Annotated in this window: 18 protein-coding genes and 1 pseudogene; 5 read left to right on the top strand and 14 right to left on the bottom strand. The window is 57.8% G+C overall.

Annotated elements, in window-relative coordinates; genetic code table 11:
- The 11 genes and pseudogenes from IN820_RS09580 to IN820_RS09525 all read right to left on the bottom strand — a co-directional run.
- Positions 1 to 528: pseudogene (locus IN820_RS09580) on the bottom strand (hypothetical protein); the annotation flags it as partial.
- Between the two features lie 191 nt (positions 529 to 719).
- Positions 720 to 1,136 carry a PH domain-containing protein gene (locus IN820_RS09575; protein ID WP_193680751.1) on the bottom strand — a complete coding sequence of 139 codons (417 nt, stop codon included), beginning with the start codon at positions 1,134 to 1,136 and terminating at the stop codon, positions 720 to 722.
- A gap of 104 nt (positions 1,137 to 1,240) precedes the next feature.
- The gene (locus IN820_RS09570; RefSeq protein ID WP_193680750.1) at positions 1,241 to 1,561 is read right to left on the bottom strand and encodes a DUF5629 family protein; all 321 of its coding nucleotides are present in this window, start codon (positions 1,559 to 1,561) and stop codon (positions 1,241 to 1,243) included.
- 1,319 nt (positions 1,562 to 2,880) lie between these two features.
- A complete protein-coding gene (locus tag IN820_RS09560) occupies positions 2,881 to 4,155 on the bottom strand; it encodes a RelA/SpoT domain-containing protein (protein ID WP_207793563.1) in 1,275 nt (424 codons plus the stop codon).
- An 86-nt stretch (positions 4,156 to 4,241) separates the two neighbouring features.
- Entirely contained in the window at positions 4,242 to 4,649 is a 408-nt protein-coding gene (locus IN820_RS09555) for a hypothetical protein (RefSeq protein WP_193680749.1), read from the bottom strand.
- A gap of 76 nt (positions 4,650 to 4,725) precedes the next feature.
- Entirely contained in the window at positions 4,726 to 5,211 is a 486-nt protein-coding gene (locus tag IN820_RS09550; RefSeq protein ID WP_193680748.1) for a hypothetical protein, read from the bottom strand.
- Between the two features lie 205 nt (positions 5,212 to 5,416).
- Entirely contained in the window at positions 5,417 to 5,677 is a 261-nt protein-coding gene (locus tag IN820_RS09545) for a bacteriocin immunity protein (RefSeq protein WP_193680747.1), read from the bottom strand.
- 3 nt (positions 5,678 to 5,680) lie between these two features.
- Positions 5,681 to 7,006 (bottom strand): S-type pyocin domain-containing protein, encoded by a 1,326-nt coding sequence (locus IN820_RS09540; protein ID WP_235989112.1) that lies wholly within the window; start codon positions 7,004 to 7,006, stop codon positions 5,681 to 5,683.
- Between the two features lie 357 nt (positions 7,007 to 7,363).
- Entirely contained in the window at positions 7,364 to 7,945 is a 582-nt protein-coding gene (locus IN820_RS09535) for a hypothetical protein (RefSeq protein WP_193680746.1), read from the bottom strand.
- An 87-nt stretch (positions 7,946 to 8,032) separates the two neighbouring features.
- Complete coding sequence (locus IN820_RS09530) at positions 8,033 to 8,917, bottom strand: type I restriction enzyme HsdR N-terminal domain-containing protein (protein ID WP_193680745.1); 885 nt, start codon at positions 8,915 to 8,917, stop codon at positions 8,033 to 8,035.
- A gap of 94 nt (positions 8,918 to 9,011) precedes the next feature.
- On the bottom strand, positions 9,012 to 9,323 hold the full coding sequence (locus IN820_RS09525; RefSeq protein ID WP_193680744.1) for a hypothetical protein: 312 nt from the start codon (positions 9,321 to 9,323) through the stop codon (positions 9,012 to 9,014).
- A gap of 178 nt (positions 9,324 to 9,501) precedes the next feature.
- Between IN820_RS09525 and IN820_RS09520 the strand changes: the two genes are divergently transcribed.
- Positions 9,502 to 10,464, top strand: coding sequence for an integron integrase (locus tag IN820_RS09520; protein WP_193680743.1), 963 nt, complete (start codon positions 9,502 to 9,504; stop codon positions 10,462 to 10,464).
- Between the two features lie 521 nt (positions 10,465 to 10,985).
- Here IN820_RS09520 and metH read toward each other — a convergent pair.
- Positions 10,986 to 14,678 carry a methionine synthase gene (gene metH / locus IN820_RS09515; RefSeq protein ID WP_193680742.1) on the bottom strand — a complete coding sequence of 1,231 codons (3,693 nt, stop codon included), beginning with the start codon at positions 14,676 to 14,678 and terminating at the stop codon, positions 10,986 to 10,988.
- A 200-nt stretch (positions 14,679 to 14,878) separates the two neighbouring features.
- On the opposite strand from metH, the gene IN820_RS09510 reads away from it, so the two are divergent.
- From IN820_RS09510 to IN820_RS09495, 4 genes are all read left to right on the top strand, one after another.
- Complete coding sequence (locus tag IN820_RS09510; protein ID WP_193680741.1) at positions 14,879 to 17,152, top strand: fatty acid cis/trans isomerase; 2,274 nt, start codon at positions 14,879 to 14,881, stop codon at positions 17,150 to 17,152.
- A 197-nt stretch (positions 17,153 to 17,349) separates the two neighbouring features.
- Positions 17,350 to 17,934 (top strand): Fe-S biogenesis protein NfuA, encoded by a 585-nt coding sequence (nfuA, locus tag IN820_RS09505; protein WP_193680740.1) that lies wholly within the window; start codon positions 17,350 to 17,352, stop codon positions 17,932 to 17,934.
- A gap of 163 nt (positions 17,935 to 18,097) precedes the next feature.
- Positions 18,098 to 19,081, top strand: a complete 984-nt coding sequence (locus tag IN820_RS09500; protein WP_193680739.1) for a response regulator — start codon at positions 18,098 to 18,100, stop codon at positions 19,079 to 19,081.
- Between the two features lie 2 nt (positions 19,082 to 19,083).
- Complete coding sequence (locus tag IN820_RS09495) at positions 19,084 to 20,040, top strand: sensor domain-containing diguanylate cyclase (protein ID WP_193680738.1); 957 nt, start codon at positions 19,084 to 19,086, stop codon at positions 20,038 to 20,040.
- 10 nt (positions 20,041 to 20,050) lie between these two features.
- Here the strand turns inward: IN820_RS09495 and IN820_RS09490 are convergent, their stop codons facing one another.
- Both IN820_RS09490 and IN820_RS09485 read right to left on the bottom strand, forming a co-directional pair.
- Complete coding sequence (locus IN820_RS09490) at positions 20,051 to 21,229, bottom strand: MFS transporter (protein WP_193680737.1); 1,179 nt, start codon at positions 21,227 to 21,229, stop codon at positions 20,051 to 20,053.
- Positions 21,226 to 21,414 (bottom strand): DUF1272 domain-containing protein, encoded by a 189-nt coding sequence (locus IN820_RS09485; RefSeq protein ID WP_193680736.1) that lies wholly within the window; start codon positions 21,412 to 21,414, stop codon positions 21,226 to 21,228. Before IN820_RS09485 ends, IN820_RS09490 begins: the two co-directional genes overlap by 4 nt.
- Positions 21,415 to 21,433: the final 19 nt, after the last annotated feature.

Raw genomic sequence — 21,433 nt, 5'->3', positions numbered from 1 at the left:
TTGCTGGTTGTCGGGGTCGCTGAGCACGATCATCTGTCCGGCCTTCACCTGGCTCAGGTTCGGGTTCAGGGCTTTGAATTTTTCGATGACGGCGGGCCTGGGCGAAGTGAATAACTGCGCCTCCAGTTTCTCGAGGGTGGTGCTCCTGGGCACGATGTAGAAGCCCGGCTCCTGTGGCTGGGCCTTCGCGATGGGCTCGGCTTCAGGTAGCGGAGATTTCGGCTGGTGCGAGCGCTCCGTGTGGAAACTGTCCACCCAGCCCTTGCCGGTGATATGTGCATACTTGCCGAAGGTGTCATTGCTCAGCGGACTGAAAGGGCTATCCACGACGAGCAGCCAGTCGCCGCGCTCCACGGCGGCGAGGATGAGCTGCCTGTTTGCGCCGCAGGATCGGCTCAGTTCACTGAGGCCCGGTATCTCGTAGTGCCGATAGGCCAGTTCGTTGTCAACCCTGGGCACCGCGAAGAACGGCGCTTCGATGTTTCTCAAACTGATGCCGTTACGATGCTCGCGACGAATCAGACGCATGACGAATCCTCCTTGAATGTCTGGACAACGTACGATCTTTAACAGAGGAGGGCATCGTTTTCGAGGTTGTCGATGGGGAACTGCTAGTCAGTTGACATACTTTCGGTCACAGGGCTGCTGGAAAAAGGAGCTCGATCGGCAGGCCTGACCTGCTCTTCTAGAGTAAGTTGACCCCCAGAACGGATTCGCTGTCAGCCGACAGCTCGACGCAATGCCTCGATTTCTTGAATGAACTGCTCCTTGTCACGCGGCGAGATCATGACTGTCGAGCCACGACCATAATCTATGCGCAACCTGTCGAGCGACAGCGCCGGGCTGGAAAGTGGATTGGCGGTCGGGGTGATGCTGGTGATGTCTGCGAGTGGAACTCGCCATGCGAATGGGCCGCTCTTGATACGCAAATGCGTGGCCTCGAGGATGTAGCGGGTGCCAAACAGAAGCCACAGGGGCAAACCGGTGCCGAGGCCCATGGTCGGCAGAGCCAGCCACCACGCGGCAGGCGCGCCGGCCGCGACGATATCGACGCTCGCCCAGGCGCAGACAGCCATCGAGCATACGAGGGCGACAGCAAGCCACCAGTCGATTTTCGATGGGTAGACCGTTTGCATAACGTTCCTCTCGAACCACGTAGGGTTGCAACCCGCCATTGGGCGTCGGCTATGTGCAATGCCTCGCGGGTATCACCCGCCCTACGGCTGGATGAGTCGATAACTCATTCGTCCGCGCTGCTGGCGTGGGTTGCCGCCAGGCATTTCAAGCGGTGCGGGCCGATTTGCCAACTGTCGTCTTCGGCCTGGTATTCGGCCTCCATCACGCTGTTGTAGCTGAAGTGCCAGCGTTTGCGCTCGCGTCCATCGAGTGCTTCCAGGGTTACGACGATTTCGTCGCTTTCGAACGGCTCGTCCGCTTCGGCAGCGGCATCGGCCCGGTCGAGCAGGGCGTCGTCGAGCCTGAATTCGAAAGCGTGCAGGTCGTCGATTATCAGCATGTCGGCAGCTTCGAGTTCGTCCAGCAGGTAGGGTGTGTCAGTCATGGGGATCGCCTGTTGGTGAGGAGGGCGGGTATTGTGCGGATCTGGACGGGCAGAGGTCGAGAGACGGGCGAATGGCCGGAAACGATCTGCTCAGGCCGGCGACGGACTCAGAACCCGGGCTGCGACGTGCCACAGGCTGATGGCCAGGGAGCAGCCTGTTACTGCCGGAGGCCCGAAAGCCATCTTGCGTCCTTTCCCGATAGTCCGTTTCGGCGTCAAGGCCCAAGGCCAGTTGGACGCATGTCACGCGTGCTCCCAGTGGTTTTTCGGTGAATAAAGCAAGAGCCGAAGTAAGAAATCAGCAAGCCGAGCGATAGCTGAACCGAAATATTAATGTAGCCTGCTGTTTCAAGTTTTCGCACTGTTTCTATAGTGATGCCTTGGCGTGCTGCCTGCGTTGCCTTCATGTATTGCTTTGTTGGCTCTTCAATATCTTTGCGGTAACTGCTAATGGCCATTGTTTTGAATGAGTACTCCTTTTATGCCTTGGTCGTAAGGCTGGAAAGAGTCGTGTAGACAATCCAAAGCGCTATTAGAAAGAACGTTGTCTTGAGTTTTCTTTTTGTGGGGAGCCAGAGGCTCATTCAAGCATCCTTACGTATAATGGTTAAGCTAGCAGGCGAGTAAAGGCGTCGTAGCTTTTGCGGGCCAGCGAACGAAGTGAGCGATTTGAGCGCATTGTTAGGCCGAGAAACTGAGCCGAGCGCGAATGCTGCAGGCACACTTATGCAGGCCGCAACGGCTTTCCCGGCGGCGCGATAGATTGGGTCGAAAACTCAATTGCATGTTATTTGAATGACGTACGAGCTTCTCTGGACGTATTGCTTCCATTGTTTTAGCGCCATTGCCTAACGTTTGCTAAGGGGGCCGGTTTTAGCTAGTTCCGAGCGAGCGAAGCGAACTATTTTGGCCAATTGTTAGACGAATAACGCGAGATTCTCGTTTGGCTTTGTGTATTTGCTGTTGACTTGTTAAGGAAAAATTGTGTTCTGCAGTGCGGGCATATATTTGCGTCGCGCTGTGCGCTTTCTTTGCACTGTGGGCAGCGCTTCAGTATTGATGCAAGTAGTGAGTGTGGTAAGGAAATAATAAAAATAAGAGTGCCGTATATCCACCAGATAAAGAAACGGCGACCTTTGAACGCTGCAATTATGGCCGGGATAAGACCTAGAATTAATGCAATGAAAAGATCATGAGATTTCCTGTGTTTGGCTGCGTTTTTCGATTGGTTTGCTTTGCCTAACGTTTGGTTAAGGGGCGGGCTTTAGCCCGTCCAAGTGAGCGAGGCGAACGATTTGAACCACTAGTTAGCAGGCACTCTACAGGTACTGTTCAATTTCACTTCGCATTTTTACGTTGAGAGATACAGGGCCGTTTGCTGTTTCCCGAATAACAAACTTTCTAGCTATCAAGGACTCTAGTGATGACTCAAAGGTCAATACGTTTTGACAGAAATGGTTTTTTAATGTGCTCTGGGCAACCGGTTTTTTACCCCAGAAATGCTTGGTGTGAAGCTTTAATAATATTTGTCTGGCTCCGACGTCAATATCCATTTTGCTGGAGAAGCCGATAATTGATTCGTCAAAATTTTCGAGAATTTTGTCGTAACTATCTATTCCGAAGTAATGGCTGTGAGTTTTTCTTACTGTGGCCACCTTGGATGACCCGATAAGAACCACTTCATAGCTTTTTTCAACGGGGAAATTTTTCTCATACTTGACATATGCTGCAATTGCTTCGTCAGGACTTCTTCCAACTATGTCCCACGACACGAAAGCACCGGTATTCCAGTCAAACACAATTATCCAATTGTTGATCGGGGCCGGATTTCTAGATTCCTTTTCGGTGAGGACTTTAATGATGTCTTCATTTACGTAGCTATCAAAAACTCGCCCCCTGTCCGATGCCTCTATGATTTTCTCACTCGCTTCTCTGAGTCGATCTATTTCTAGGCGATGCTGTGCGGAGGGTTCGCGTCCAGACTCTATCTCGTAAAAAGCATTAGAAAGACTTTTGAAATACTTAATTACTGATGGATCGCCTTCGCCCTCTTTGAGGTGGTAGCCGTAAATTACAGATGTTCTTTCTATGCTCTCTGCCCAGTAGTGCTGGATTCTACTTCTTATTTGTAGCTCTAGTTTGTAACCGGATCTGGATAGCAATATATGTAGTGCTCTGTATCCTGTGTCATCTCTGCCTTTTGGGCGATAGTCAGTAACTCTTTCAATTGAAATGGTTTTCTGTGATTCAACCTTGGTCTCAAGGAAGGCCAGAAGCTGATCCACATCTGAGTTCTTTTCGACAATTATCCGGCATCCTCCGATGTCTTGGAGTTGCGTTAGGCGAACGCTTAGTCGGTTCAGCTTTCGTATTATTTGTGGCTTTCTCTTTAAACGCTGGGCTATGTAGTAGTCTGTCTTATATCCGGTTAGCCAATTCTGCAATTCCAATGTTGTTTCTGAAAGCGGTTGCAGATGTGCCTTTCGGTACTGATCGAATACATCCTCTAGCTCAATCAAATCTTCAATTGTTTGGAATTGATCTTTTGCGAAAGCTACGCCAGCCTTATCAATTTTTGATTTTGAAGGAATCACGAAAACTCCATGTGGTTGCTAACGTTTGGTTAAGGGGCGGGCTTTAGCCCGTCCCAGTGAGCGTGGCGAGAGACTTGAACCGCTTGTTAGGCTTGTTGTGCACATGGCTTAAAGTCAGCCAATTTAAAAATTGTCTTTTCTTCTAGGAACGCCTCAATTTCTTCGATGCTCTCGAACTCTTGTTGTTTGGTTTCCGAGGCAGAATTGTTAATTGTGATCATGTATCCATTGCTGGTTTTTTCTAACCTAGCGTGAATTTCAAAGGGCCTTCCAACTTCATCTGTGCAAATTGTTGCGGCTAAAGGACATCTGGATATTTGCTGACAAACTTTTTCTTTGAGCGATATTTTTTTCGAGCGAACCTCGCTTGCCTTAAGCATTCCAGCAATGCCAACGGCAATCATGACGATTACCTGCCAGCCGTAACCACTTCGGGGGCTGCTTCCTTGTTTGGTACTGAGCCAGTCCAGTATGGGATGCAAAATCTCAAACATTATTAAGCCTAACGTTTGGTTAAGGGGCGGGCTTTAGCCCGTCCCACTGAGCGGAGCGAGCGATTTGAACCATTTGTTATACATGCAACACAACTTGGCCAGATTTCTTTGCTTCCCAGTATGCTTCTCTGACTTCTTTTGCGAGGTTCCTTCCTAGCAAAGTATTTGCTCCTGAAATAAGCCCATCGCAAACAAGCTGATTGGGAAAGGGTAGCAGCGCTGTTTTGATAATGCTGTAATCATGCACCAGATTTTTCAGAGGCGAAGTCAGGGCGGTAGCTTGATAAAAAATTCCGGTATCTAGTTTTTTGAAGATATAACCGCTCTTGTATTTTTTAAGATAAATAAATTCACCATACACCGCGGATTTTAGTGATTCTGCAAAATCTATTTCTGCTGCTTTTGTTAAGGCGCTGCTGAAGCAAGCTCTGTCATCATAGAGTTTTGAGCGTGCAGCCACATACTCTTTAATGTCGCTAGGAGGCTGCCCTGAATTTATGTGCGTCAGTATGGCTTTGTACTTTAACAAGAATTCAGAGGCTAGTTCTGGCTTTAGAAGCATTCAACACCTTTCTGGCTGCATGTATAATGTTTGGTTAAGGGGCCGGCTTTAGCCGGTCCCGAGTGAGCGAAGCGAACGATTTGAGCCAGTTGTTAGGCCTGTCTGGCCCAATACGGTAGTCGCTGCAACGCAGGAGAATTTCCAAATCACCAAATTAAAAGGGCCCATCAAAGACGGCCCTTTTAATTTGCATGCCTCCAACTGCTTAGAAACGAGGCTTGAAGCTTGGAAGACCATTTGCTTCGCGCCATTTCTTTACAGTTTCAGTGATGCCTTCGTTTGAGTTGTCTGCACCAGCTTCCGGATAATATATCAAGTCAGTGCCGTCAGGGTGCTCTGTAAGCAGCCTGAATTGCTCAAGCAGTTCGCCCAGTACTTCGTCAGATGCGCTCTTGTTCGCAGCACGAATCTCTTGAAGAAATTGAATAAACTGCGCTTCGGTGTAGTCAGAAATTCTCTTTTTCATGGACTATTTCCGGTGAATATCTATGTGATTTCGAGGGGTGTTTGCACGAAGATTATCTACATTATATACAGCCCCACCGTCAGCAATTCGCTCAACGTGATGCAGTTCGAATGTACCTCTTTTCCCTACAGCATCTTTATCACGAGTAGCAGGTGCGTAGCCTGACTGTATGCGCTCCAGGTTGTCTTGATTGAATTGACGGCTTAACTCAGGATCGTTCCCAACCTCAATCCAAAATGCCTTTCTGAATGCATCGAAACTCGAAAATTCACGCCCCCTGAGCTTATCGGCAATCTTCGTCGGGATCGGTGCTCCCAGACCTGACCTGGCATGATCGAGCCAAACGCCTACTACATCCTGTCCAACACCACTAACCACGCCCGGCCCATTGCGTACGCTCAGCGAAAGATAGATCGGCAGGATGCCGGTCTCCACCGGGAACCAGATGATCGCGTCCCGGTAATCTGGTGGTGGCTCCGGGTTGACCAGGATCTGTTTCGCTTGCCGGACTTCAGGGAAAACGAAGTGGGTCGGTTTGTGTTCTACGCCTTCCAGCGCTGGAATCCCCAGCACCTTGTTCGGCTCGGCTGCCGGTGTCCAGATCAGCTCAATCCCTTCTCCTAAGTCTGCGACAAACTGCTCACCACGTGCGATAGCGGCAATCACCGGGACGCCCTTCCAGGCAGGGTTGTTGCCCGTGTAGAAGCCATAGGTGCTAACGGCTCCATTGGGCAGATATTTGACATTGATCCTCACGCCGGTATTGGCGGTGCTCAGGTCAGCGTACTGCTCAGCTGTGTAGAACAGGTCATCGCCAGCTGTGGCATTTGGGAGCAGCATGGCCACGGTGCCAACTATCCCACCGGCAACCACCCCAGCGCCGACCGTCAGCTCAGCCAGGCCAAGCGACAACGCCCCCTGGCCTAGCCTTGAGGCAACAGCTAGGCTCGACGCAGAGTTGCCAATCAGTTTTAGGGACGTGCCACCTGAAGCTATCGCCTCGCCGGTTCCAAGTACCGCAAACGTGCCGTAGCTACTCAGCGGGTCGAGAGGGGCCTTGTCGGCGTAGCAGGTATGGCCAGCAGGTATGTTGCATGATTTAGCGAAGATGAAGTCTGTACGGGGCGGCGGTGGCTGATTCTGTTTGCGCTGCCGCTCTTCGTACTCCCTGTACCGCTTGTCTTCCAGATCACGGCGTCTAGCAGCCTCTTCATCTGACTTGCGACGAGCAGCATCCTGTACGCGGATTTCGTCGTCGGTCATGTCTTTAAAGTAGCTATAGCTGCCGACCCCGCCGTGACCCTGCACCCATTTCTGAGGTCTTTTCATGCGCGTCCTTGTCTGTGCGGGATGCACCCGCGTCCTTGATTTTTCGGGACTATAAAGTACCAATTTTTTGACGCAAAGAAATGATTAGATCGACAAATCCAGAAAAGAAAAGGCTGACGCCGCCAAGCTGGAAGGTGAGCGCGGTAAGTTATTTGTGACGTTGCTCGGCATAAACCAATTCCTTTTGATAATGCCAATAACTAAGGTGCTTATTGGCGACGCGGTGTTGCGGGTAAACCAACCGGAGAGAAACTTCCGGAGGCTGCCTAACGTTTGGTTAAGGGGCCGGCTTTAGCCGGTCCCGAGTGAGCGGAGCGAACGACTTGAACCAGTTGTTAGAGCGGTTCGCAGGCATAATTATTGTTCTATTTCTTTTCGTGCTTCAGGGTTTAAGGAAAGTTTTACAAGTTCTAGGCTGCTAAGCCCTGAGTTACTGAGACCAATGTCTTCTCGTATGGCTGAGTAGAGTGAATTAACTGCGCGAAATAGTTTCTTTGTGTCGCCACTGCCGGAAACACTTTCAAAATATATTTGTGCTTTTATGACCTTTGGCGAACCCCAAAGCAAGAGGTCTGATTTGAATTTGAATGCAAAATGTACCAGTTCTTGCGGGTCAACCTCTTTTAGTGAGAGGTTTTTATTCGATGCCCCCATCATTCTGCTGATGATATCGATGAAGCCTTGATATATTTCGACTTTTTTAAGTCTATGGGCTTCATCGGCAGAGCGCTTGCGTTCATGAGCTTGACTTATTAGAACTGCTGATATGCCAACCAGTATTGTGGCCATGGCACCAATTATGGCGGCTGTTATCTCTGGGCTGGCGGCAGTGAGTGCGTTTAAAAATTCTTTAATAAGCGCCCATGAGCCATATCCGATTGCTCCAGCTACAGTAATCCCTATAAGTAATTGCAATAATTTCAGTATTTTTGATTTCATGGGCTCTAGCTCTAACGTTTGGTTAAGGGGCGGGCTTTAGCCCGTCCCAGCGAGCGGAGCGAGCAATTTGAACCAGTTGTTATGCGGCTACAGCACCCGATTAACAATGAACGGTAAAAATATCTCATCCTCATTTTCTTGAAGATCAACGCCAACACGGCAGTCGAGTGTTAGTTTATAGCTACCGTCTGGAAAGTGAATAACTTTCCGTCCGGATTCATCCCTGATTTTTAGCATTTCAATTGCCTGGCGCGGGATCTTACCGAACAATTGGTCAAGTATTATTTCATCGAAATCAAGCGATATGGCGTAGGTGTCACCGCCTTCGATTTTTGTTCCCGTTGCCGTCGTAAACATGTCGGGATCAAGTTGCGCAATGAATCCAAAAGGTATGTCGGGAAATATAATGCTGTTAAAGTCCTGGAAGCCCAGTCTTTTGAGGTGCAGGCCAAGATCTTTCGCCAGTTTAAATTCAGTATTTAGGGCGTTTTTTGGTGCGAGATATTTTGCAAGATTATCAAAGTAAAATGGTAGTAATTCCATTTTAAAATGAAGCAACGGTTTCTCTTTGCTGATGTGGAAAAGCACAAGCTCTCTACCGTTGCACAAGGCAAATAAAGGAACTCTTATTTCGCTATGTATGGCGTAAGAATATGCCTGCTCAACGTGTTTCCCAGATAAAATATTCTCGCTTGGTCCCTTCGCTTCAAGCACCCAAGCATACCTATCTTCCACCTCAATCAAATAATCAGGTATGCAAGTTATATTTTTTCTAGCGCTGCCAACGGAAACGAAGGGATGTTCCAATCCTTTGCTTCGTATTATTTTGTGGGGCTTTTTAACTCCATACCCTAAAGCTTTAAGTATCGGGGTAATTACTTCCTCACGAACCGAGTCTTCCTTAAAGTCTGGATCGTTCAATACTTGGAGGTCAAAGCCCTCAATGGGGTTAAAAGCTTTCTCGAATTTCAAGAATGATTCTCCGAGCTAGAAATCGCATAACGTTTGGTTAAGGGGCGGGCTTTAGCCCGTCCCAGTGAGCGAAGCGAACGGTTTGAACCAGTTGTTAGACATTGTGCTCGGATTGGTTTTCGAGTTCATGTAAATGACGAAGGCCTTCCCTTCGGAAGAGGTGGCCCAAGATGAATGCTGCAGACAGCATTACGAGTAAAATAATTTGGGTTCCACCAGAAATTGATGCTGCAATTTCAAGGAAAGATATATTTGAGGACTCACCGTCGAAGGCGCTCTTAAAGATCACGCTAATTGGTGCAATTGTGACTAAGAGAATGATTGCTTTGAAAATTGATACGCCAACTTCAATCAAGGTTTTTGCAAAGGCTTCTCTTGCCTTGGGGTTTAGGTTTTCGGGCTTCATAGTCGTTCCTTGTTGAAACTCGGTAGTTCTAGGGTGTTGGTCTAACTACTATTCGACCCCAATTGGTGTGAACAAACGCACCAAATGGTGTGTAATCTTCCCTTGCCTATTCCATGAAAGCCTACGTCTCGCTACGCTCTGGAAGTTCTTCTCTCTGGCACAAGGAACGTTATGCACCATGGACGGCAAGCCCAAATTGCTGGATCGGCTTCGTGAGCAGATCCGTCTTCGTCATTATTCCATTCGGACCGAAACCGCTTATGTCTACTGGGTTCGGGCTTTCATTCGTTTTCACCGTATGCGCCATCCCGAGGAGATGGGCGCTGTGGAGGTTGAGCAGTTCCTTTCGCATTTGGCCGTGTCGCGCAATGTCTCGGCGTCGACGCAGAACCAGGCGCTGGCTGGACTGTTGTTTCTGTACAAGCACGTATTGGCAACGCCGTTGCCCTGGCTCGATGAAGTGGTTCGAGCGAGGAAACCGGAGCGTCTGCCGGTTGTACTTTCGGTTGAGGAGACGCGCCGGCTGTTGGTTTGCTTCGACGGGGAGGTCGGGCTGGTCGTTAACCTGCTCTACGGCTCCGGGTTGCGGCTGATGGAGGCGGTACGTTTGCGAGTCAAGGACGTGGACTTCGCACGTCGGGAAATCATGGTCAGAGACGGCAAGGGCATGAAGGATCGCGTCACTCTGTTGCCCGACGCCCTGGTCCCACGTCTCCAATTGCATCTGGAACTGGTGCGTGCCAGCCATCGAGCGGATCTCGCACAAGGGTATGGCGACGTCTACTTGCCTTTTGCGTTGGCTCGCAAGTACCCGAATGCGCCCCGGGATTGGGGGTGGCAGTACGTATTCCCGGCGGCACGGTTGTCCATTGACCCACGTTCCGGAGCCCGCCGACGTCATCACCCGGATGAAAAGCGGGTGCAGCGGGCGTTCAAGCGTGCGGTGGCAGAGGCGGCGATCGACAAGCCGGCCACGCCGCATACGCTGCGGCACTGTTTTGCCACGCATCTTCTTGAGAGCGGCCAGGACATTCGCACGGTGCAGGAGTTGCTTGGGCACGCGGACGTGAAGACGACGATGATCTACACGCACGTGCTCAATCGAGGGGGCTACGGGGTGCGCAGTCCGCTGGATCGCTGATGGGGATTGTCCGGGCGCGGTGAAGAGAGGGGAAGGCACGTCCTTGCTCGCCGTTGTCTGTCCGTTACTCGGTGGAGCTTAATCCTGCGGGCGAGACAAAGGGAAGGCCAATGGCCATCTTTCCGGGCTATGGGGCCTCTTCGCGAGCAAGCTCGCTCCTACGGTGCGGGCAGGAGACGAGGTGTGGTGGAGGCTGGCTGGTTCGCGAGCAGGCTCGCTCCTACGGTGCGGCAGGGGGCGAGGCGTGACGGGGGCTGGCTGGTTCGCGAGCAAGCTCGCTCCTACGGTGCGGTAGGGGGCGAGGCGTGACGGGGGCTGGCTGGTTCGCGAGCAAGCTCGCTCCTACGGTGCGGCAGGGGGCGAGGTGTGGTGGAGGCTGGCTGGTTCGCGAGCAGGCTCGCTCCTACGGTGCGGCAGGGGGCGAGGCGTGACGGGGGCTGGCTGGTTCGCGAGCAAGCTCGCTCCTACAGGAGCGAGTGGGGTGGCCGGCCAGGCGGTGGGCTTGGCCGGTGGGGGTGGGGTCAGGCGTCGTAGCCGAGGTTGGGCGCGAGCCAGCGTTCGCTGACGTTGATGTCCTGGCCCTTGCGGGTGGTGTAGCTCTCCACCTGGTCGCGATCGATCTTGCCGACCGCGAAGTACTGCGCTTCCGGGTGGGCGAAATACCAGCCGCTGACCGCCGCGGTAGGCAGCATGGCGTAGTGCTCGGTGAGCGTGACCTGGCTGATGCCGTCGGCATCGAGCAGCTGGAACAGCGTGCCTTTTTCGGTGTGGTCCGGGCAGGCCGGGTAGCCGGGGGCAGGGCGGATGCCCTTGTACTGTTCGCGGATCAGCTCCTCATTGCTCAGCTGCTCATCCTGGGCGTAGCCCCAGTAGTGCTTGCGCACCTGTTCGTGCAGCCATTCGGCGCAGGCCTCGGCGAGGCGGTCGGCGAGCGCCTTGACCATGATCGAGTTGTAGTCGTCGCCCTTGTCCTGATAGGCCTTGGCCAGCTCCTCGGTGCCGATGCCGGCGGTGCAGATGAAGCCGCCGACATAATCGGTGATACCGCTGTCCTTCGGCGCGACGAAATCGGCCAGGGACAGGTTCGGCTTGGCGTCCGGCTTGATGATCTGCTGGCGCAGGTGGTGCAGGGTGGCCAGTTTCTCGCCGCTGTCGCCATAGACCTCCAGGTCATCGTCCTGCACTTGGTTGGCCGGCCAGAAGCCGAACACGGCGCGGGCGCGGATCAGCTTCTCGTCGATCAGCTTGTTCAGCATCGCCTGGGCGTCGTTGAACAGCGAGGTGGCCGCTTCGCCGACCACTTCATCCTCGAGGATGCGCGGGTACTTGCCGGCCAGATCCCAGGCGATGAAGAAGGGCGTCCAGTCGATGTACTCGGCCAGGGTGCGCAGGTCGATGTCTTCCAGCAGCTGGCGGCCGGTGAAGCTCGGCTTGACCGGCGTGTAGTCGCTCCAGTCGAACTGCGGCTTGTTGGCGACGGCCTGGGCATAGCTCAGCCGCTCGGTGCGCGCACTGCGGTTGGCGGTGCGCTGGCGGATCACGGCGTATTCTTCGCGGGTCTTCTCGACGAAGGCGGGCTTGAGCTCCTTGGACAGCAGGGTGGTGGCGACACCCACCGCGCGCGAGGCGTCGGTGACGTAGACCACCGCATCGTTGTGGTACTGCGGGTCGATCTTCACCGCGGTGTGCGCCTTGGAGGTGGTGGCGCCGCCGATCATCAGTGGCAGGCTGAAACCCTGGCGCTGCATTTCCTTGGCCACGTGGACCATCTCATCCAGCGACGGCGTGATCAGGCCGGACAGGCCGATGATGTCGCACTTCTCGGCGATGGCGGTCTGCAGGATCTTCTCCGCCGGCACCATCACGCCCATGTCGACCACGTCGTAGCCGTTGCAGCCGAGCACCACGCCGACGATGTTCTTGCCGATGTCGTGCACGTCGCCCTTCACCGTGGCCATGAGGATCTTGCCCTTGGCTTCCGGCTTGTCGCCTTTCTCCGCTTCGATGAAGGGGATCAGGTGGGCCACGGCCTGCTTCATCACGCGGGCGGATTTCACCACCTGGGGCAGGAACATCTTGCCGGCGCCGAACAGGTCGCCGACCACGTTCATGCCGCTCATCAGCGGGCCTTCGATGACCTCGATGGGGCGCGCGCACTGCTGGCGGCATTCCTCGGTGTCTTCGACGATAAAGGCGGTGATGCCCTTGACCAGCGCGTGCTCCAGTCGCTTGTCCACCGGCAGGTTGCGCCATTCCTCGGTTTCGGCTTCCTTGACCGAGCCGTCGCCCTTGTACTTGTCGGCCAGTTCCAGCAGCGCTTCGGTGCCGTTGGCGCTGCGATTGAGCACCACGTCCTCGACCGCGTCGCGCAGCTCCTTCGGAATCTCGTCGTAGATTTCCAATTGACCGGCGTTGACGATGCCCATGGTCAGGCCCGCCTTGATCGCATGGAACAGGAACACCGAGTGGATCGCTTCGCGCACCGGGTTGTTGCCGCGGAAGGAGAACGACACGTTGGACACGCCGCCCGAGGTCAGTGCGTAGGGCAGGTTGTCGCGGATGTAGGCGCAGGCGTCGATGAAGTCGACCGCGTAGTTGTTGTGTTCCTCGATGCCGGTGGCGATGGCGAAGATGTTCGGGTCGAAGATGATGTCTTCCGGCGGGAAGCCGACTTCATTGACCAGGATGTCGTAGCTGCGCTGGCAGATCTCGCGCTTGCGCGCGGCGGTGTCGGCCTGGCCGGCTTCGTCGAAGGCCATCACCACCACCGCGGCGCCGTAGCGCTTGCACAGGTGGGCGTGGTGCTTGAACTGCTCGACGCCTTCCTTCATGGAGATCGAGTTGACGATGCCCTTGCCCTGGATGCACTTGAGGCCCGCCTCGATCACTTCCCACTTGGAGGAGTCGATCATGATCGGCACGCGGGAGATGTCCGGCTCGCCGGCGATCAGGTTGAGGAAGGTGACCATGGCCGCCTTCGAATCCAGCATGCCCTCGTCCATGTTGATGTCGATCACCTGGGCGCCGGCTTCCACCTGCTGCAGGGCGACTTCCAGCGCCTCGGTGTAGTTCTCCTCGCGGATCAGCCGGGCGAACTTGGCGGAACCGGTAATGTTGGTGCGCTCACCGACGTTGACGAACAGCGAGCTGCGGTCGATGGTGAACGGCTCCAGGCCCGACAGCCGGCAGGCCTTGGGAATGTCCGGGATGGCGCGCGGCGGGTACTTGGCCACGGCTTCGGCGATGGCCTGGATGTGCGCCGGCGTGGTGCCGCAGCAGCCGCCGATGATGTTGAGAAAGCCGCTGGCAGCGAACTCTTCGACCACCACGGCCATTTCCGCCGGGGTTTCGTCGTATTCACCGAAGGCGTTGGGCAGGCCGGCGTTGGGGTGAGCGGAAACATGGGTCCCGGCCTTGTTGGCCAGTTCTTCCAGGTAGGGCCGCAGGTCCTTGGCGCCGAGGGCGCAGTTCAGGCCCACTGAGATCGGCTTGGCGTGGGCTACCGAGTTCCAGAACGCCTCGGTGGTCTGGCCGGACAGGGTGCGGCCGGACGCATCGGTGATGGTGCCGGAGATCATGATCGGCAGCTCGACGCCGTCTTCCTCGAACACCTGCTGCACGGCGAAGATCGCCGCCTTGGCGTTCAATGTATCGAAGATGGTCTCGATCAGGATCAGGTCGGCGCCGCCTTCGATCAGCCCGCGGGTAGCCTCGACATAGTTTTCCACCAGCAGGTCGAAGGTGACGTTGCGGTAGCCCGGGTTGTTGACGTCCGGGGAGATCGAGCAGGTACGGCTGGTCGGGCCGAGCACGCCAGCGACGAAGCGCGGGCGGTCCGGCGTCTCGGCGGTCTTGGCGTCGGCCACTTCGCGGGCCAGGCGCGCACCTTCGACGTTCAATTCGTACACCAGCTCTTCCATGCCGTAGTCGGCCTGGGACACGCGGGTGGCGTTGAAGGTGTTGGTCTCGAGAATGTCGGCGCCGGCGTCGAGATAGGCCTTTTCGATGGCCTGGATCACGTCCGGGCGGCTCAACAGCAGCAGGTCGTTGTTGCCCTTGACGTCGCTCGGCCAGTCGGCGAAGCGCTCGCCGCGGTAGTCGGACTCTTCCAGTTTGTAGCTCTGGATCATGGTGCCCATGCCGCCGTCGAGAATCAGGATGCGCTCCTCTAGAGCTTGCTGGAGGGCCTGAAGGCGGGTGTTGCGATCGGTCATGGGTACTACCTGGCAAGGAATTGCGAAAAGGCGCAAATGATAGCAAGGCTGCATGCTTTTTGAGCTGTCGCGTCTTTGCATGAATATTATTCAGGTTGCCTGGGATTGGCCGCGCCGTAGCGGGATGCCAGGGGCTGTTGACGCTTCGCTCGCGGTTCGCCAGCCCCTAGAATGCCGGCTTCCCTCGAGGTGCGTTCGTCATGTCTCTTCGCTGTTGGCTCGCCTGCCTGCTTTTTCTTACCACCGTGGCGGGAGCGGAACCGCTTTCCTACCCGCGCGACATCCAGCCGATCTTCACCGCCAAGTGCGTCGCCTGCCACGCCTGCTATGACTCGCCATGCCAGCTCAACCTCGGTAGCGCCGAAGGGGCGTTGCGTGGCGGCCACAAACTGCCGGTCTACAACGGCACACGGACCAGGGCCCAGGAACCCACGCGGCTTTTTCTCGATGCCGAGGACGAGGCCGCCTGGCGGCGCAAGGGATTTCATTCGGTGCTCGACGCCCAGGGCAGCCAGGCGGCGCTGATGGCACGCATGCTGGAGCTGGGTCGCAGCCAGCCGCTGACGCCCAACGCCAGGCTGCCGGCCGGGCTGGACATCGGCATCGGCCGGGAAAACAGCTGCCCGCGGCCGGATGAGTTCGACGGCTATGCCCGCAAGAACGCCCATGCCGGCATGCCCTTCGCGGTCACCGGGCTCAGCGATGAGGAATATGCCCGGCTGCAGCGCTGGCTGGAGCAGGGCGCGCCGGTCGAGCGCCAGGCGCTGCAGCCGTCCGTCGCCGAGGCGGCACAGATCACCGAATGGGAGCGATTGCTCAATACGCCCGGCGCGCGCGGCAAGCTGGTCGGTCGCTGGCTGTATGAGCATCTGTTCATCGCGCATCTCTATTTCGAGGACGTCGCGGGCGGGCATTTCTACCAACTGGTGCGGTCCCGTACGCCCAGCGGCGAGCCGGTCGATGTGATCGCCACGCGGCGTCCGAACGACGATCCCGGTACCCGCTTCCATTACCGGCTGCGGCCGATCCCCGATGTGATCGTGCACAAGACGCACATCACTTACCCGCTCAGCCCCGCGAAGCTGGCACGGACCAAGGCGCTGTTCTTCGGTGGCGACTGGCGGGTCGATGCGGTGCCGGGCTATGGCGCCGGCCACCGGGCCAATCCATTCATGACCTTCCAGGCAATTCCGGCCGCGGCGCGCTACCAGTTCATGCTGGATAACGCCGAATACTTCGTGCGCACCTTCATTCGCGGGCCGGTTTGCCGCGGCCAGATCGCCACCGACGTGATTCGCGACAACTTCTGGGTGTTCTTCCAGGACCCGCAGCACGACCTGTACGTCACCGACCAGCGCTTTCGCGAGCAGACCACGCCGCTGCTGGCAATGCCTGGGCAGCTCGATGATCTGGGCGAGCTGCTCGGCTTCTGGAACATCTACCGCACCAAGCGCAACCGGTACGAACAACTGCGCATGCAGGCCTACGCCACCGAACCCGCGCAGTGGCGGCATATCTGGGCGGGCAACGACAACGCCTTGCTGACGATCTTCCGCCAGCATGACAGCGCGTCGGTGCGCCGGGGGCTGATCGGCGAAATCCCGCAGACGCTCTGGTGGATGGATTACCCGTTGCTCGAGCGCACCTATTACCAGCTGGTGGTCAATTTCGACGTGTTCGGCAACGTCTCCCACCAGGGGCAGACGCGGCTGTACTTCGACCTGATCCGCAACGGCGCCGAGCTGAACTTCCTGCGCCTGCTGCCGGCGGCTTCGCGCCAGGCCATTCTCGATGGCTGGTACGAGAAAAGCGGCCAGTTGAAGCTGCTGCTCGCCTACACGGCGATCGACAGTGCGACGCCCTCGCTGCTCGAACTGGGCAGGGCCGACCCCAAGCAGGCATTCGCCCGGCAGTTGCTGTCGCGTCATGCGGACATCAACGCGGCGCCGGACCCGCTCAACCGCTGCCCGGGCAGCCACTGCTACCGTGCCGATCAACCGCCCGAGCTGCAGCGGGCCGAACAGGCGCTCAGCCGCCTGACCAACCGCCTGGCGGCGGGGCTGCCGGCGATCCGCAGCCTGCCCGAGGCCACGCTGCTGCGTGTCGAACATGGTGACGGCCAGCGCCAGATCTACAGCCTGCTGCGCAACCGGGCCCACAGCAACGTGGCGTTCATGTACGGCGAATCGCTGCGCTGGCAGCCGCGCCTGGATACGCTGACGGTCTATCCGGGCATTCTCAGCAGCTACCCCAATTTCATCTTCGACCTACCGGCGGCCGAGGTGCCCGCGTTCGTCGCGGCCCTGGAGCAGGTGAAGGAGGGCGGGGACGTCGAACCTATCGTCGAGCGTTGGGGCGTGCGCCGCAGCCATCCGCGGTTCTGGGATTACTTCAACGACCTGACGCGCTATCTGGAAGAAACCGAACCCCGGGAAGCCGGCGTGCTGGATATGAATCGCTACGAGAATCTCTAGCGGCATTCCACGGACCAGACGCCGACCCGCTTCAGCCCACGCTGGCTGCCGTTGGTGGGCTGAAGCCCACCCTACGAGGCTAGAGCGGATGTGGCGTTGCGAATGGCGCTCGAATGGAGTATTCCTACCAAAATACTAGGACTTAACCGCGGCACTGGTTTGGCGTACACTGCCGCGCATGTCTGCGAGGAGTTCCCATGAGCGCGATCACCATTACCGAAGCTGCACACGATTACTTGGCCGACCTGCTCGAAAAGCAGAACACCACTGGCATCGGCATCCGTATCTTCATCACCCAGCCGGGCACTCCCTACGCGGAAACCTGCATCGCCTACTGCAAGCCGGGCGAGGAGAAGCCGGACGATATCGCCCTGGCGCTGAAGAGCTTCACCGCCTGGATCGATGGCATCAGCGAGCCCTTCCTGGAAGATGCGCTGGTCGATTACGCGACCGACCGCATGGGTGGCCAACTGACCATCAAGGCGCCGAACGCCAAGGTGCCGATGGTCAACGAAGACAGCCCGCTGAACGAGCGGATCAACTACTATCTGCAGACCGAAATCAACCCTGGCCTGGCCAGCCACGGCGGCCAGGTTTCGCTGATCGACGTGGTCGAGGAGGGCATCGCGGTGCTGCAGTTCGGCGGCGGTTGCCAGGGCTGTGGACAGGCGGACGTGACGCTCAAGGAAGGCATCGAGAAGACGCTGCTGGAGCGCATTCCCGAGCTCAAGGGCGTGCGTGACGTGACCGACCACACCAACCGCGAAAACGCCTACTACTGACAGGCGGCGAACTCATGCAGGGCGGCGCGGGGCAATCTCGCGCATCGCCTGATAATTTTTTTAGACAAAGTGCCACTATTTTGCCTGCACGGTGCATACGCCGTGCGTCGTGTGCGCTAAGCTCTGCTGCTTCGTTGATCGGGCAACGAGAGCTCCGTACCAGATGTCTGTCATTTCGCTATTGATCTGCGACGATTCGAGCCTGGCGCGCAAGCAGTTGCTGCAGGCCCTGCCGGCTGGCTGGCCGGTGGAGGTCAGCCAGGCGGCCACCGGCCTGGAAGCGCTGGAATGCATCCGCCAGGGTGGCGTCGACGTGCTGCTGCTCGACCTTACCATGCCCGAGTTGGACGGCTATCAGGTGCTCGCGCAGCTGCGCCAGGAGCAGCTGGACTGCAAGACCATCGTGATCTCCGCCGACGTCCAGGACGAGGCGGTGCGTCGCGTGCTCGAACTCGGCGCGCTGGCCTTCATCAAGAAGCCCGCCGACCCCGTCCACCTGCACCAGACCCTGGCCAGCCTCGGGCTGCTGAACGACCTGTCCGCACTGGTCGGCCGCGACGCAGGCGAGTCGATCGGCTTTCGCGACGCCTTTCGCGAAGTGGTCAACGTCGCCATGGGGCGCGCGGCGGCCTTGCTGGCGCGTGTGCTCGGGGTGTTCATCCAGCTGCCGATTCCCAACGTCAACATCCTCGAGGTAGGCGAGCTGCACATGGCCCTGGCCGATGCCGCGCGGGGCGAAAAGCTGACCGCGGTCTGCCAGGGCTATATCGGCGGCGGCATCGCTGGCGAAGCGCTGTTGTTGTTCCATGACTCCGAGGTGGCCGACATGGCGCGCCTGATGCGCCGGCAGGACTATCTGGAGATGGAAATGCTCCTGGATCTCTCGAGCCTGCTGATCAGCGCCTGCCTCAGTGGCATCGCCGAGCAGATCGAGGTGGTGTTTTCCCAGGGCCATCCCCAGATGCTGGGGCAGCACGCCTCCATCGACGAACTCATTCGGCTCAACAGTGCGCGCTGGAAGAAGACCCTGGCCGTGGAATTCAGCTACAGCCTGGAAGGTCACGACATCCACTTCGATCTGTTGTTGCTGTTCACGGAAGATTCGGTCGAGCTGCTCAGCCGCAAGCTCGCCTACCTGATGGATTGAGCATGAGCTATACGACAGAGCTGAACGAGCTCCACTGGTTGCTGGCCATCGTCCAGAGCATCGACGTGGGCGTCGTGGTCCTGGACCGGGACTACCGCGTCGAGGTCTGGAACACGTTCATGGAAAACCGCTCCGGCCTGCAGCCGGATCAGGTGCGCAACCGTTCGTTCTTCAAGCTGTTCCCGGAAGTGGATGAGGACTGGTTCCGGCGCAAGGTGGAAAGCGTGATGACGCTCGGCACGCCGTCCTTCACCATCTGGGAGCAGCGGCCCTACCTGCTGCGGTTCAAGAACTACCAGCCGATCACCGGGCTGGAAGACTTCATGTACCAGAACACCACGCTGCTGCCGCTCAAGGGCATCAACGGCAGCATCGACCAGGTCTGCCTGATCATTTACGACGTGACCGACGTGGCCATCAATCGCCGCCAGTTGCAGGCGGCGAACGCCGAGTTGCAGCGGCTGTCGAGTACCGACCGGCTGACCGGGCTTTACAATCGCGGGCACTGGGAAGAGATGCTGCGCCTGGACTATGCCCGTCATCGCCGCTATGACAGCCAGGCGGCGCTGGTCATGTTCGACATCGATCACTTCAAGGCGATCAACGACAACTACGGGCACCAGGCCGGGGACGCGGTCATCCAGCAGGTGGCCGAGCTGATTCGCGAGAACCTGCGCGACTCGGACGTCGCCGGGCGCTATGGCGGTGAGGAATTCGTCGTGTTGCTGCCGGATACCGACAAGCAGGGCGCGCTGACGTTCGCCGAGCGGCTGCGGCGTACGGTCGAGTCCCACGAGGTCCGGCACGAGCAGCATCGAATCCGCTTCACCATCAGCCTGGGCGTTGCCGACCTCAGCGTACCCAGCAGCGGCTATGCGCAGCTGATCGAATGGGCCGACTCCGCGCTCTATGCGTCCAAGGCCGCCGGCCGCAATCGCGTCACGCTGCACCAGCACTAGACGCCATATCTCACGCGGCGGCTTCGGCGGCGTTTCGCCGCCCACCGAGCACCAGCGCGGCGATGGCAACCAGGGCCAGCATGCCCGCATTGACGGCCGACCAGCCGATGCCGGTGATCAGCACGCCGCAGGCGAACGACATCGCGGCAGCCGCGCAACCGTTGCCGAGTTCCATCAGGCCCTGCGCTGCGGGGCGCTCCTCGGGCCGGTGGCCGCTACCGAGCAGGGTGGTTCCGGAAACCAGCATCAGGTTCCAGCCCACGCCCAGCAGGCAGGAGCTCAGCAGGAAGTGCTGGAAGCCGTCGCCGGCGATGGCGATCGCCGCGCTGGCCGCGAGGATCGCAGCCCCGCCCAGGGCGACACGCACGCTACCCAGGCGATCGACCCATGTGCCGGCGACGAACGCGGGCAGGAACATGCCCAGCAGGTGCCACTGGATCACTGTCGCACTGTCATCCAGCCCCAGGTTGCAGAAGCTCATCGCCAGGGGCGTGGCGTTCATCACCAGAATCATCAGGCCATGGCCGACCGCAGTGGTGGTGATCGCCGTGCGGACGATGGGGCGGCGCAGCAGGTCGCGCGCGGAAACCGTGGCTGGCGCCGATTGCATGGGCGAGTGGGTGCTGGCAGGCAGCGAGGCCACCACCAGCAGGCCTGCCGCGGCCAGCCCCGCCATGAGCAGGTAGGCGCCGGCGAAGGGGACGGGTAATGCGTCGCGCGCCAGTGCGCCAAGGCTCGGCGCCAGCAGCGCCGCACAGACTCCGCCGGCGATCACGCAAGCGGTGGCGCGGCCTTTCTCGGCATCAACCACCGTTTCCAGCGCAGCGAAGCGGTAGAACATCGCTGACGCCTGATAGACGCCCAGCGCCAGCGCGCCCAGGCATAGCAGGAGGAACTCGCCGAGCCAGACGCCCGCGCTGCCGAGCAGGCCGCCCAGCACACCCGCCAGCGCGCCGAGGACGAAGCCATGACGGCGCCCGCGCAGTTGCATCCGGCGCGACAGCGGCTGTACGGCGAGCAGATTGCCCAGCACCAGCAGGGCAACCGGAAGCGTCGCGAGGCTGTTGACCGGCGCCAGCTGCAGACCGATCAGCGCGGTCAGGGTGATGCCGGTCATCGAGCAGGTCCAGAACAGTGCCTGGGCCATGAACAGGCGCAGGACGACCGGGTTGCCGAACAGCCGCATCATGGCCGTTCTCCAACCGCTCTGCGTGGCCGAGGAACGAGTTCGCCGGCGCAGTTCGGGCATCGTTGGTCGAGATGAGCGGCGCATGCGCTGCAGAAGGTGCATTCGAACGAACAGATCAGCGCATCGTCGGCATCGACCGGCAGTTCGTGGCGGCACCGCTCGCAGCAGGGACGCATTTCCAGCATGGTGGTCTCCTTCATGGCG

This window comes from Pseudomonas lopnurensis, assembly GCF_015070855.1.
Classification (GTDB): domain Bacteria; phylum Pseudomonadota; class Gammaproteobacteria; order Pseudomonadales; family Pseudomonadaceae; genus Stutzerimonas; species Stutzerimonas lopnurensis.
The sequence above is the reverse complement of the archived record's forward strand: the minus strand, read 5'-3'. Positions and strand labels throughout refer to the sequence as shown.

Coding starts and splice junctions, on each gene's coding strand:
- IN820_RS09525 (WP_193680744.1), bottom strand. CDS start 9,323: ATGAAGCCCGAAAACCTAAACCCCAAGGCAAGAGAAGCCTTTGCAAAA.
- IN820_RS09535 (WP_193680746.1), bottom strand. CDS start 7,945: ATGAAATCAAAAATACTGAAATTATTGCAATTACTTATAGGGATTACT.
- IN820_RS09570 (WP_193680750.1), bottom strand. CDS start 1,561: ATGACTGACACACCCTACCTGCTGGACGAACTCGAAGCTGCCGACATG.
- IN820_RS09495 (WP_193680738.1), top strand. CDS start 19,084: ATGAGCTATACGACAGAGCTGAACGAGCTCCACTGGTTGCTGGCCATC.
- IN820_RS09510 (WP_193680741.1), top strand. CDS start 14,879: ATGTCTCTTCGCTGTTGGCTCGCCTGCCTGCTTTTTCTTACCACCGTG.
- IN820_RS09520 (WP_193680743.1), top strand. CDS start 9,502: ATGGACGGCAAGCCCAAATTGCTGGATCGGCTTCGTGAGCAGATCCGT.
- IN820_RS09485 (WP_193680736.1), bottom strand. CDS start 21,414: ATGCTGGAAATGCGTCCCTGCTGCGAGCGGTGCCGCCACGAACTGCCG.
- IN820_RS09575 (WP_193680751.1), bottom strand. CDS start 1,136: ATGCAAACGGTCTACCCATCGAAAATCGACTGGTGGCTTGCTGTCGCC.
- IN820_RS09555 (WP_193680749.1), bottom strand. CDS start 4,649: ATGTTTGAGATTTTGCATCCCATACTGGACTGGCTCAGTACCAAACAA.
- nfuA (WP_193680740.1), top strand. CDS start 17,350: ATGAGCGCGATCACCATTACCGAAGCTGCACACGATTACTTGGCCGAC.
- metH (WP_193680742.1), bottom strand. CDS start 14,678: ATGACCGATCGCAACACCCGCCTTCAGGCCCTCCAGCAAGCTCTAGAG.
- IN820_RS09540 (WP_235989112.1), bottom strand. CDS start 7,006: ATGAAAAGACCTCAGAAATGGGTGCAGGGTCACGGCGGGGTCGGCAGC.
- IN820_RS09490 (WP_193680737.1), bottom strand. CDS start 21,229: ATGATGCGGCTGTTCGGCAACCCGGTCGTCCTGCGCCTGTTCATGGCC.
- IN820_RS09500 (WP_193680739.1), top strand. CDS start 18,098: ATGTCTGTCATTTCGCTATTGATCTGCGACGATTCGAGCCTGGCGCGC.
- IN820_RS09550 (WP_193680748.1), bottom strand. CDS start 5,211: ATGCTTCTAAAGCCAGAACTAGCCTCTGAATTCTTGTTAAAGTACAAA.
- IN820_RS09545 (WP_193680747.1), bottom strand. CDS start 5,677: ATGAAAAAGAGAATTTCTGACTACACCGAAGCGCAGTTTATTCAATTT.